Source organism: Sphingomonas sp. CCH9-F2 (genome assembly GCF_001556735.1).
GTDB lineage: Bacteria > Pseudomonadota > Alphaproteobacteria > Sphingomonadales > Sphingomonadaceae > Sphingomonas > Sphingomonas ginsenosidimutans.
In genome coordinates this window covers 1-12,176 of the sequence record NZ_LSJO01000684.1, presented here as the reverse complement: position 1 = coordinate 12,176, position 12,176 = coordinate 1, and the positions used below count along the sequence as shown (strand labels likewise).

Genomic DNA, 12,176 nt, shown 5'->3' with positions numbered 1-12,176 from the left:
CGCCGATGCCGATCGCGATCCCGCCGATGCCGACGACGCAAGTGGTGCAGACCCCGGCCGGCTCCACCGACCAGCTGGGCCGGCAATTGTCGGAGATCGTCGCCAACGACCTGCGCAATTCCGGCCTGTTCACGCCGCTCAGCCCGGCGCAGCTGCGCGCGATCGCCTTTCCCGAAGTGACCGCGCCGACGTTCGATTACTGGGGCGGCACCGGCGCGCAGGCGCTGGTCCAGGGCTATATCCGCGCCAATGGCGACGGGACGCTGACGGTCGGCTGCTATCTGTACGACGTGTCGGCGCGTACCGAGCTGACGCGGCAGGGGTTCGTCGTGCCGCCGTCCGACTGGCGCCGCGCCGCGCACAAATGCGCCGACATGGTCTATACCCGGCTGACCGGCGAGGGGCCGTATTTCGACAGCCGCGTCGTCTATGTCAGCGAAACGGGGCCGAAGGCGAACCGCATCAAGCGGCTGGCGATCATGGACCAGGACGGCGCCAACCACCGGTTCCTGACCGCCGGCTCCTCGATCGTGCTGACCCCGCGCTTCGCGCCGAACCAGCAGTCGATCGTGTACATGAGCTATGTCGGCAAGAACCCGGCGATCTACGTCTATGACATCGGGTCGGGGCGCCAGCGGCTGGTGGTGCAGAACGTCGCGACCACCTTCGCGCCGCGCTTTTCCCCCGACGGGCGGTGGATCCTGTTCTCGATGGCGCAGGCGGGCAACACCGACATCTATCGCGTTGCCGCGACCGGCGGCACGCCGCAGCGGCTGACGACGTCGCCGGGGATCGACACCGGCGGCAGCTATTCCCCCGACGGATCGAAGATCGTGTTCGAAAGCGACCGGTCGGGCGGGCAGCAATTGTACGTGATGAACGCCGACGGTTCGAACCAGCAGCGCATCAGCTTCGGCAGCGGGCGCTATGCCACCCCGGTGTGGAGCCCGCGCGGCGACCTGATCGCGTTCACGAAGATCGCCGGCCCGTTCCGCATCGGCATCATGAGCCCGAACGGGTCGGGCGAGAAGCTGCTGACCAACGCCTGGCAGGACGAAGGGCCGACGTGGAGCCCGAACGGCCGGGTGCTGATGTTCTTCCGCCAGGGCCAGGGCAATGCCGGCAAGGCCGACCTGTGGTCGGTCGACCTGACCGGGGTGAACGAACGCCGCGTGCCCACCCCGCTGGACGGGTCCGACCCGGCGTGGGGACCGCTTCGTCCCTAATCGCGTTGATGGGGGCATCAACGGGGACCGACAGACCTGACATACCGCAAGGGAGAATGGCCATGGCACGACTGACGACGACGATCCTGATGGCAACCGCGCTGGTCGCCACCGCCGCCTGTTCCAAGAAGCGCCCCGAGGTGCTGCCGCCCGCACCGGGCGAAACCCCGCCCCCGCCCGCGCAGACCGGGCCGGTCGACCCCAACGGCGGGATCGCGCCGGGTTCGGCGGCCGATTTCAAGCGGTCGGCGCAGAGCGACACGGTGCATTTCGGCACCGACATGTACGATATCGATGCGACGGCGCGCGCGATCCTCGATTCGCAGGTCGACTGGCTGCAACGCTATCCGAACGTCACGATCACGATCGAGGGCCATTGCGACGAACGCGGCACGCGCGAATACAATCTCGCGCTCGGCGACCGGCGCGCCAATGCGGCCAAGAACTATCTGGCCGCGCGTGGCATCGCGCCGTCGCGGATCACCGTCATCAGCTATGGCAAGGAACGCCCGGTCGCGCTGGGATCGGACGAGGCGAGCTGGGCAGAGAACCGCCGCGCGGTGACGGTGGTGGTCAACGGCGCGTAAGGGGCGTCGTAACGGCGCGGGCGGGTTTTCCGACCCGTCAGCGCCGGGCGCGTTCGATGGATCACGGGACGCGCTCGGCCGCCGCCCCGCGCGCGCCTTTACGCCTCGCGTTGCAGTGCCCAGCGCAGCACGCGGTTCATCCCGCCGGCGCCCGCGCGGATCGCGGGGCGCACCATGGCGGCGGGGCGGCGGCCGTGCAGCGTCGCGGCCCAATCCGGCAGCAGGTCGATCCCCGCCGCCGCGGTCAGGCGCAGCCCGGCAGCCTGCGCGCCGTCCGGCCCGGCCGCCAGCAGCGCATCCGCGACCTCGCGCGTGCGGTGGTCGGCGCGCAATTGCGGACGGATGCGGCGATAGTAATCCGCCACTTCGGTGCGTGAGCGGGGGATGTCGCGCGCGCCCAGCCGCTCCGCGACGATCGCGGCATCGGCGAAATAGCGGTCCTGCAACGCCGGCGCCAGCGCGGCGTCGCGATAGCGCAGATAGGCGCGCAGGAAGCTGTCGACCTCCGCCACATGGACCCAGGTGAGCAGCGCGGGATCGTTCGCGTCATAGCGGGTGCCGTCGGGCAGGGTGCCGTGCACGCGATCGTGGATCGTGCGGACGTGCGCGATCGCACGCTCGGCCGCGACGGTGCCGCCGAAGGTGGTGAGGCCAATGAATTGCGCGGTTCGTTTCAGCCGCCCGAGCCGGTCGCGGCGAAAATCGCTATGGTCCCACACCCCCGCCAGCGCGGCGGGGTGGAGCATCTGGAGCAGCAGCGCCGACAGGCCGCCGATCATCATCGCGGCGAAATCGCCGTGCACCAGCAAGGCGGGGCTGTCCGCATCGAACAGCCCCGGATCGCCGGGCGACCGCGCGAGGTCCACTTCCCCGCTGCCGACCAGCCCGCGCAGCCGCGCGGCCAGCGAAGCGCGAAAGCGATCGACGAACGGGTCGACGATCGCGATCGGCGCCGCGCGGGACACGCGCGCGATCGTCAGGCCTCCGTGGCCGCGGCGTTCGCCTTGCGACGGCCGCGCGGGGCGGGCGCCGGTGCGGCGGCGTCGGTCGCGGGGGCGGTATCGCCGCGGCGCTGACCGGGCTTGCGGCCCAGACCGATCTTCTTGGCCATGTCGCGACGCGCCTGCGAATAGTTTTCGGCAACCATCGGATAATCGGGCTTCAGCCCGTAACGGGTGCGATACTCATCCGGGGTCAGGCCATGACCGGCCAGATGGCGGCGCAGCGTCTTGTAGGGCTTGCCGTCGATCATCGAGATGAGATGATCCTTGGATGCGAGCGATTTGCGGACCGATACGGCCGGAGTATATTCACCCGCGCTTTCCTCCACCGGTACCGGCGAAGTCGACGACGACAGGTTCGTCACCGCTTCGTGCATGGTGCGCAGAAACGCCGGCACGTCTTCACCCGAGGCACGGGTGTTGGGATTGGACAGCCATGCGATCGTCAGTTCGGTTGCGAGCTCGACTGCGTCGGCGCCGGCGGTCTCATCGGTCATGGTGGTGCTCCTGCTATGATAGCGTTGCCACCTAGTCAGTCATACCGGCGCGGTCAACGCGACTTTCGTTAAAGGCCTTCGCCGTTTTATTTATGTCGGGAATGGCAATATTTGCAATCGTAAAAATCGGTTAAGAGGAACGCCGCGGGCTTGTCATGCGGCAAGGTGAGCCGGCTTGACCGCCGCCGCCGCCCCCGTCCATGGTCGCGCGCAGGGACGATAACGAACGAAAAGGGGATGGCATGAAACTGGGTCGCGGCGCGCGTGCGCTGGTGTCGATCATGGTGGCGACGACCGCCTTGTCGGCCTGTACCGACGGGGGCAGCCGGCCGCGCAGCGCATCCGCCCGTCCGGCGGGCGACGGCGGGTCGGAGAAGGCGGCGCCGGTCCGCTATGCGCGCGATCCCTATCCGTCGACCTATCACGCCTATCCCGGCGTGCCGACACTGCTGCGCAACGTCACCGTCTTCGACGGGGAGGGGCACCGCATCGACGGCGGATCGGTGCTGTTCGCCGATGGCAAGGTAGTGGCGGTCGGCACCGCGCTGGAGGCGCCCGCGGGCGCGCAGGTTATCGACGGGCAGGGCAAGTTCGTCACCCCCGGCATCGTCGATATCCACAGCCATCTGGGCGATTACCCGACCCCGTCGGTACAGGCGCATTCCGACGGAAACGAGGCGACGTCGCCGATCACCGCCGACGTATGGGCCGAACACAGTGTGTGGCCGCAGGACCCGGGCTTCGGCCGCGCGCTGGCCAACGGCGGGGTCACCACGCTGCAGATCCTGCCCGGATCGGCCAACCTGATGGGCGGGCGCTCGGTGGTGCTCAAGAACGTCTACGGCCGCACGATGCAGGCGATGAAATTCCCCGGCGCGCCTTATGGCCTGAAGATGGCGTGCGGCGAAAATCCCAAGCGCGTCTATGGCAGCCGCAACCAGAAGCCGTCGACGCGGATGGGCAATGTCGCGGTCGATCGCCAGACCTGGGCACGCGCCGCGGCGTACAAGCGCAAGTGGGACAAGTACGAGCGCGACGGCGGCGACCCGCCCGAGCGCGATATCGCGATGGATACGCTGCGCGGCGTCCTGTCGGGCGAGATCCTGGTGCAGAACCACTGCTACCGCGCCGATGAAATGGCCATCGTCCTCGATATGGCCAAGGAATTCGGCTATCACGTCACCGCGTTCCATCATGCGGTGGAAGCGTACAAGATCGCCGATTTGCTGAAGGCGAACGGCACCTGCGCGGCGGTGTGGGCCGACTGGTACGGCTTCAAGATGGAAAGCTATGACGGGATCGGCGAGAACCTGGCGATCCTGGAAAAATCGGGCGCGTGCGCGACGATCCATTCGGACGACGAGAACGGTATCCAGCGGCTGAACCAGGAAGTCGCCAAGGTATTGTCGTCGGCGCACCACGCCGGGATCGACATCGCGCCCGAGGTGGCGTGGAAGTGGCTGTCGCTCGGCCCGGCCAAGGCGCTGGGGATCGACGCGCAGACCGGCAGCCTGCGCCCCGGCAAGATGGCCGACGTGGTGTTGTGGAACGGCAATCCGTTTAGTGTCTATACCCGCCCCGAAAAGGTGTGGGTCGACGGCGCGCTGCTCTACGATGCCGACAATCCGCGGTTGCGGCCGGTGAGCGATTTCGAACTGGGCCAGCCGGGCGAAGGAGACGTCAAGTGAAGCGCGCGCTCCTGATGCTCGCCACGATGCTGGCCGCCCCCGCCGGGGCGCAGACCGTCGCGATCACCGGCGGCACCGTCGCGATCGGCGACGGGTCCGCGCCGATCGAGGGCGGCACCGTCGTCATCGCCAACGGCCGCATCGTCGCCGCCGGGCGCAGTGTGGGCGTGCCTGCGGGTGCGCAGGTGATCGACGCGACCGGCAAATGGGTGGCCGCTGGCGTCGTTTCCGCGATCACTGCACTGTCGCTGGTCGATGCCGAGGGCGTGTCCGAAAGCAACGACGCGGGCGCGCGCACTTCGCCGTTCAAGGCGGCGATCGACGTCGCCGATGCGGTGAACCCGGCCGGGGTGAAGGTGGCGAACGAGCGGCTGGGCGGCATCACCCGCGCGATCGTCGCGCCCGATGCCGCAGGGTCGATCTTCGCCGGGCAGGGCGCGGTGATCGACCTGGGCAACGATGCCAGCCCGATCACCCGCGCGCGCGCATTCCAGTTCGTGGAACTGGGCGAGGCGGGCGGGCGGCTGGCGGGCGGCAGCCGCCCGGCGGCCTATGCCGCGCTGCGTGACGCCTTCCAGCAGGCGCAGGATTATCGTCGCAACCCGGCGAGCTTCGACGGCCGGTCGCGCGATGCGCTGGTGACGCGCGCCGATGCCGCCGCGCTGGTCAAGGTGCTGGACGGGCAGGTGCCGCTGTTCGTCCATGTGGACCGCGCCAGCGACATTCGCCAGGTGCTGTCGCTGCCGCGCGACTATCCGCGGCTGAAGCTGGTGCTGATCGGCGCGACCGAAGGGTGGCTGGTGGCCAAGGAGATCGCCGCCGCACGCGTGCCGGTGATCGCCGCGGCGCTCGCGGACCTGCCCGCCAGTTTCGAGAATCTGGCGGCGACCGAATCGAACGTCGGGCGGATGCGCGCGGCGGGCGTGCAGGTGTCGTTGATGAGCGGTGGCGGCGCGCAGGCGGGCGACCATGTGCTGCGCCAATATGCCGGCAATCTGGTGGCGATCACCCGCGTGCCGGGCGCGACCGGGCTGGACTGGGGGCAGGCGTTCGCGTCGATCACCAGCGGCCCGGCCGCCGCGATCGGCATGGACGGGGAGATCGGATCGCTGCGCCCCGGCCGGCGTGCCGACGTGGTGATGTGGGACGGCGATCCGCTGGAGCTGTCGTCCGCGCCGGTGGCGATCTGGATCGACGGCCAGCCGCAGCCGATGCAGTCGCGCCAGACCAAGCTGCGCGACCGCTACCTGACCCCGACCGAGGGCGCGTTGCCCAAGGCCTACGAGCGGCGCTGACGCGCATGATGCGGATCGCAGCTGTTCAGTGTGCCGCGATCCCCGATGACGTGGCACGGGTCTGCGCGTCGGTGCGGGCGCGTGTCGCGTGGGCGGATGCGACAGGGATCGACCTGCTGCTGTTCCCGGAAGCATGGCTGACCGGCCATGCATGGGAGCCAGAGACGATCGCGCGCCGCGCCGATGCGGCGGGGGCGGCGATCGACGCGCTGTGCCGCGCGGTCGCGGGGGCGCGAGCGACGCTGGTGATCGGGGCGTTCGTTCGAGAGGCGGGACGGGTGTTCAACCGCGCGCTGGTGATCGCGGGCGGGGGCGTCGTCGGTCATTACGACAAGGCGCATCCCAACGAGCCGGGCGTGACGGCGGGCAAGGCCTTCCCGACGTTCGCGGCGGACCGCGGGCGGTTCGGGATCAATATCTGCGCCGATGCTAATTGCCCCGACGCCGCGCAGCGCATCGCCGACCAGGGCGCGGCGGCGATTCTGTATCCGCTGTCGAACATGCTGCCGGTTGCCACGGCGGACCGGTGGCGCGCGCGCAGCGTCGACAATCTGGTCGCCCGGGCGCGGCAGACGGGCTGCTGGGTCGCCGCCGCCGACGTGACCGGCACGGCGGGCGACCTGATCAGCTTCGGCTGCACCGCGATCGTCGCGCCGGACGGCAAGCTGGTGGCGCGGGTGTCGGAAGGCGAGGAGGGCGTGGCACATTGCGCGATCGGATGACCGCGTGCGCCGAGTCCACCGTCACGCCGCGGGGTCCGAACCGAGATGCGGCGCCAGCCAATCCGGGATCGCGGCGTCGCCCGGTGCTTCGACCCGGCGCAACGTCACCATCATTCCGCGATCGGGATAGGCGACGCGCCGGCGCGTGTCGCCATCGTCGATCGGCGCGACGAACAGCCGGCGGTTCACCTTCGCACGGTGATGCATCCGGGCGGTGTTTTCCTGCCCGACGTAGCAGCCCTTGGTGAAGCTGACCCCGTTCAGTTCGCGCGCATTCGCCTCGAGCCATAGCGTTTCGCCGGCGCCCAGCTCCGCCGCCCCTTCCGCCACGCCCAGTGACAGGCGGTGCGCGTGCCACCCCGCGGCCGCCGGCCCGGGCGCGGCGATCCAGCGCCAGCCCAGCGCCGCCAGCCGCGGATCAGGGGCCGCGTCCGCCGCGTCGTCCGGCCGCACTGTCGACCAGTGCACCGCCAGCGCATCATCGCGCGCAATCGTGATCGCGCGGCGCAGCCGGTACATCGCCAGCCGCCGCGCCAGCGGATCGGCCTGATCGCGCTCGACATCAAGGAGGATGTCGTCACCATCGCTCCACACGATCATGTCGAACAGCGCCTTGCCCTGCGGGGTCAGCAGCCCCGCCCAGACCGGCAGCGCGCCGGCCACGTCATTGGTCAACAGCCCTTGCAGAAAGCCGCGCACGTCGTCGCCCGCCAGCCGCAGCAGCGCGCGGTCGGCCAGCATGGTCCCCGGGGTAGTATCGTCCATGCCCGCAAGGTAGGGGGGCGGGCGACAGGACGAAAGAGCGGACGAGGCGACGGGTGATGGCGAGCTACGATCTTCTGCTGAGCGGCGGTACGGTGCATACCCCCGGCGGCCCTGTGGCGGCCGATGTCGGCGTCGTCGGCGGACGGATCGTGGAGATCGGCGCGCGCGGCGACGCGGGGCGGACGATCGACTGTACCGGGCTGGATATCCTGCCGGGCGTCATCGACACGCAGGTGCATTTCCGCGAGCCGGGGCTGGAGCATAAGGAAGACCTGGCGTCGGGCAGCGAGGCGGCGGTGCGCGGCGGCGTCGTCGCGGTGTTCGAGATGCCGAACACCAAGCCCAACACTGATTCGGCGGAGGCGATCGCCGACAAGCTGGCGCGCGCCAACGGGCGGATGTGGTGCGACCATGCCTTCTACGTCGGGGCGACCAATCACAATGCCCGCGACCTGACCGAGCTGGAGCGGCTGCCCGGCACCGCGGGGGTCAAGATCTTCATGGGGGCCTCGACCGGCGACCTGCTGGTCAGCGAGGATGCGCGGCTGGCCGAGGTGCTGGCGCATGGCCAGCGCCGCGTCGCCATCCATGCCGAGGACGAGGACCGGATGAACGCGCGCACCGGCGAGCGGATCACCGGCGATGCTGCGTCGCATCCGGTATGGCGCGACGACGAAAGCGCGCTGCTGGCGACGCAGCGCATCCTGCGGCTGGCGCGGGCGGCGCGGCGGCGCATCCATGTGCTGCACGTCACCACCCCCGCGGAACTGGAATTGCTGGGCCGCAACAAGGATATCGCCACCTGCGAGGTGACTCCGCAGCATCTGACGCTGGCGGGCGAGGAAGCCTATCCGCGGTTGGGCACGCTGGCGCAGATGAACCCGCCGATCCGCTCGGGCGCACATCGCGACGGCCTGTGGCACTGGCTGGCGCGCGGGGTGCCTGACGTGATCGGGTCGGACCATGCGCCGCACACGCTGGCGGAAAAGGCCAAGCCCTATCCCGCCAGCCCCAGCGGGATGCCCGGTGTGCAGACGCTGCTCCCGCTGCTGCTGGACCATGCCGCCAACGGCCGGCTGTCGTTGCAGCGGGTGATCGAGTTGACCAGCGCGGGCGCGCAGCGGATCTTCGGCCTGGCGGGCAAGGGGCGGATCGCCTGCGGCTATGACGCCGATTTCACGATCGTCGACCTGAAGAAGCGCTGGACGATCGAGGATGCGTGGCTGGCGTCGCGCGCAGGCTGGTCGCCGTTCACGGGCATGACGCTGACCGGCAAGCCGATCGGCACGATCGTGCGCGGGCATGTCGCGATGTGGGAGGACACGCTGGGCGACGCGCCGCAGGGCGCGCCGATCCGGTTCGAGGCGACCGAGTTTCCCGGCGGCCGGTAACGACCGCCGGGCGGGAGCCTATTCCTTCGCCGCGGCCTTCTTCGCAGTGGCTTTCTTCGCTGCAGGTTTTTTCGCAGCGGCTTTTTTCGCGGGCGCCTTCTTCTTCGGCTTGGCGGGGGCCGCCGCGGCGCGGGCGTCGATCAGCTGCGCGGCTTCCTCCAGCGTCAGCTGGTCGGGGGCGACCGTCTTGGGCAGCGTGGCGTTGGTGGTGCCGTCGGTGACATAGGGGCCGTAGCGTCCTTCCATCAGCCGCAGTTCGGCCTCGGTGCGCGGATGCGCGCCCAGAACCTTGAGCGGTGCGCGCGCCGCGCCGCGCGCCGGGCGTCCGCCGCCCGCCGCCGCCTCCGCCAGCTTGACCACCGCGGCGTTCATCCCGGTCTCGAACACCTCGGCGGTCGAGGACAGGCGTGCGTATTTGCCGTCATGGACCAGATAGGGGCCGTAGCGCCCGATGCTGGCGGCAATGTCCTTGCCCGTTTCGGGGTGCTGGCCGATTGTGCGCGGCAGGTGGAGCAGCTTGAGCGCCATTTCCAGATCGAGTTCGCCGATGTCCTTGGGGATCGAGGCGCGCTTGGCATCCTTGCCCTCGCCCAGCTGGATGTACGGGCCGAAGCGTCCGGACTTGCGCTCCACCGGCAGCCCGGTTTCGGGATCGTGGCCCAGCTGTTCGGGGCCGGTATCCTCGCCCGCTGCCTCGCCGCCCTGCGCGAAGCGGCGCGTGAACTTGCATTCCGGATAGTTGCTGCACGCGATGAACGCGCCGAACCGGCCGCCGCGCAGCGCCAGCTGTCCCGCACCGCAGGCCGGGCACAGGCGCGGGTCCGATCCGTCGGCCTTTTCGGGGAACAGGAACGGCGCCAGGAACTGGTCGAGCGCGGCGGTGACCTCGCTCGGCTTCTGCTCCATCACCTCGGAGGTACGCGGCTTGAAATCGCGCCAGAAGGCGGCGAGCACGTCCTGCCACTGCGCGCGCCCGCCGGACACGTCGTCCAGCTCCTCCTCCAGCTCGGCGGTGTAATCATAGCCGACATAGCGTTCGAAGAAGCGTTCGAGGAATGCCGTCACCAGCCGCCCGCTCTCCTCCGCGAAGAAACGGTTCTTCTCGACGCGCACATAGGTGCGGTCTTTCAGCGTCTTGATGATCGAGGCGTAGGTGGAGGGGCGGCCGATCCCCAATTCCTCCATCCGTTTGACCAGCGACGCCTCGGAGAAGCGCGGCGGCGGCTGGGTGAAATGCTGCTCGGCGAGCACGTCCTTCTTCGCCGGGGCGTCGCCCTCGCGCAGGCGCGGCAGGCGCTTGGCATCCTCGTCCTGGCTGTCGTCCTGCCCTTCTTCGTAGAGCGCGAGGTAGCCGGGGAACAGCACCACCTGCCCGGTCGCGCGCAGCACGTTGCGGCCGGTGCCGTCGGCGAGCTCGACCGTGGTGCGCTCCATCCGCGCCGATGCCATCTGCGACGCCATCGCGCGCTTCCATATCAGGTCGTAGAGGCGCGCATGGTCGCCCGACCCGACGCGGTCCTTCGCGAAATCGGTCGGGCGGATCGCCTCGTGCGCTTCCTGCGCGTTCTTCGCCTTGCTCTGATACTGGCGCGGCTTGTCGGGGACGTAGCCGCCGTCATAGCGATTGGCGATCGCGGCGCGCGCGGCGGAGATGGCGCTGGCGTCCATCTGCACGCCGTCGGTCCGCATATAGGTGATCGCGCCATCCTCGTAGAGCTGCTGCGCGATCCGCATGGTGTGGTCGGCGGAGAAGCCGAGCTTGCGCGCCGCCTCCTGCTGGAGCGTCGAGGTGGTGAAGGGCGGCGGCGGGTTGCGCGTCGCCGGCCGCGTATCGACCGACTGGACGGAGAAGCGCCCGGCCTCGACATCCGCCTTCGCCTTCAGCGCGTCGTCTTCGTTGCCGATCGACAGCCGGTCGAGCTTCTGCCCGTTCCACTGCACCAGCCGCGTGGTGAAGGGTGTGCCGTCCTGCTCCATCGCGGCGGTGACCGACCAATATTCGACGCTGCGGAATGCCTCGATCTCGCGCTCGCGGTCGACGATCAGGCGCAGCGCGACCGACTGGACGCGGCCCGCCGACTTGGCGCCCGGCAGCTTGCGCCACAGCACGGGCGACAGCGTGAAGCCGACGAGATAATCGAGCGCGCGGCGCGCGCGATAGGCGTCGATCAGGTCGGTATCCAGCTCACGCGGGTTCGCCATCGCCTGCGTCACCGCCGGCTTGGTGATCGCGTTGAAGGTCACGCGCTGGACGTCCTTCGGCAGCGCCTTGCGCTTGGCCAGCACCTCCTGGACGTGCCACGAAATCGCCTCCCCCTCGCGATCGGGGTCGGTGGCCAGGATCAGGCGGTCGGCCTTCTTCGCCTCGTCGGCGATCGCCTTCAGCTGCTTGGCCTTGTCGGCGTAATTCTCCCATTCCATCGCGAACCCGTCATCCGGGTTCACCGATCCGTCCTTCGCGGGCAGGTCGCGGATGTGGCCGTAGCTGGCGAGGACGCGATAATCCGGGCCGAGGTACTTTTCGATGGTTTTCGCCTTGGCGGGCGATTCGACGATGACGAGTTGCATTGTGCCTAACTAGGAAGCCTCACGTACACGCGCGAGGGTGGAGGGGAGCGTCGGGAGGCGTCAAGCCCGCCGCTCAGCGTCGGTCGGGGGTGGCGCGCCAGGCCAGCAGGAAGCCGGCGCCCAACGCAAAGTCGATGATCGCGAACGGCGCCGCCGGTCGCTATGAGCCACAGCGCAGGGGCGCCGAACGCCAGCTTTTCCGCCACGCCCGCCAGCATGACCGGGCGGTAGCGGACGGGATCGCCGCCGATGATCCAGAAAACGATCTGGAACGCCAGTGCGGTAAAGGCGAAGGCCAGCGGCGGCAGTGGCGGCCCCGGCGCGCCGGCGGGCGAGGCCAGCAGGCTGGCGAGCAATGCGACCGTTCCATACAGCGCGGCGCCGCGAAACCAGCGCCCGACCCAGCGCGGCGCGGTATCGTCCCTCAGCACAGGCT

General features: G+C 69.6%; 11 protein-coding genes. 6 read left to right on the top strand and 5 right to left on the bottom strand.

Translation table 11 applies throughout. The features are described 5' to 3' along the window. The coding region (gene tolB / locus AX685_RS19730; RefSeq protein ID WP_066491853.1) for a Tol-Pal system beta propeller repeat protein TolB at positions 1-1,226 on the top strand (1,226 nt) is incomplete at its 5' end. 62 nt (positions 1,227-1,288) lie between these two features. Then, positions 1,289-1,813 (top strand): peptidoglycan-associated lipoprotein Pal, encoded by a 525-nt coding sequence (gene pal / locus AX685_RS19725; RefSeq protein ID WP_066491845.1) that lies wholly within the window; start codon positions 1,289-1,291, stop codon positions 1,811-1,813. Positions 1,814-1,911: 98 nt separating this feature from the next. On the opposite strand, the gene AX685_RS19720 is transcribed toward pal, so the two are convergent. Both AX685_RS19720 and AX685_RS19715 read right to left on the bottom strand, forming a co-directional pair. Then, positions 1,912-2,778 carry an oxygenase MpaB family protein gene (locus AX685_RS19720; protein ID WP_231792320.1) on the bottom strand — a complete coding sequence of 289 codons (867 nt, stop codon included), beginning with the start codon at positions 2,776-2,778 and terminating at the stop codon, positions 1,912-1,914. Positions 2,779-2,789: 11 nt separating this feature from the next. Further along, the gene (locus AX685_RS19715) at positions 2,790-3,311 is read right to left on the bottom strand and encodes a MucR family transcriptional regulator (protein ID WP_066491843.1); all 522 of its coding nucleotides are present in this window, start codon (positions 3,309-3,311) and stop codon (positions 2,790-2,792) included. Positions 3,312-3,592: 281 nt separating this feature from the next. Between AX685_RS19715 and AX685_RS19710 the strand changes: the two genes are divergently transcribed. The 3 genes from AX685_RS19710 to AX685_RS19700 are packed head-to-tail and all read left to right on the top strand — an operon-like array spanning position 3,593 to position 7,016. Further along, on the top strand, positions 3,593-4,999 hold the full coding sequence (locus tag AX685_RS19710; RefSeq protein ID WP_176484940.1) for an amidohydrolase: 1,407 nt from the start codon (positions 3,593-3,595) through the stop codon (positions 4,997-4,999). After that, positions 4,996-6,294 (top strand): amidohydrolase family protein, encoded by a 1,299-nt coding sequence (locus tag AX685_RS19705; RefSeq protein WP_066491839.1) that lies wholly within the window; start codon positions 4,996-4,998, stop codon positions 6,292-6,294. The genes AX685_RS19710 and AX685_RS19705 overlap by 4 nt, the downstream gene beginning before the upstream one ends. Positions 6,295-6,299: 5 nt before the next feature. Continuing rightward, entirely contained in the window at positions 6,300-7,016 is a 717-nt protein-coding gene (locus tag AX685_RS19700) for a carbon-nitrogen hydrolase family protein (protein WP_066491837.1), read from the top strand. A gap of 21 nt (positions 7,017-7,037) precedes the next feature. Here the strand turns inward: AX685_RS19700 and ygfZ are convergent, their stop codons facing one another. Continuing rightward, positions 7,038-7,781 carry a CAF17-like 4Fe-4S cluster assembly/insertion protein YgfZ gene (gene ygfZ, locus AX685_RS19695; protein WP_066491835.1) on the bottom strand — a complete coding sequence of 248 codons (744 nt, stop codon included), beginning with the start codon at positions 7,779-7,781 and terminating at the stop codon, positions 7,038-7,040. A gap of 56 nt (positions 7,782-7,837) precedes the next feature. Here ygfZ and AX685_RS19690 point away from each other — a divergent pair, with 56 nt between their 5' ends. Beyond that, positions 7,838-9,172, top strand: a complete 1,335-nt coding sequence (locus tag AX685_RS19690) for a dihydroorotase (RefSeq protein ID WP_066491834.1) — start codon at positions 7,838-7,840, stop codon at positions 9,170-9,172. Between the two features lie 18 nt (positions 9,173-9,190). Here the strand turns inward: AX685_RS19690 and topA are convergent, their stop codons facing one another. After that, complete coding sequence (gene topA / locus AX685_RS19685; RefSeq protein WP_066491833.1) at positions 9,191-11,740, bottom strand: type I DNA topoisomerase; 2,550 nt, start codon at positions 11,738-11,740, stop codon at positions 9,191-9,193. 5 nt (positions 11,741-11,745) lie between these two features. Then, positions 11,746-12,176, bottom strand: a 431-nt coding sequence (locus AX685_RS22115; protein ID WP_231792319.1) for a hypothetical protein, incomplete at its 5' end; no start/stop codon positions are given.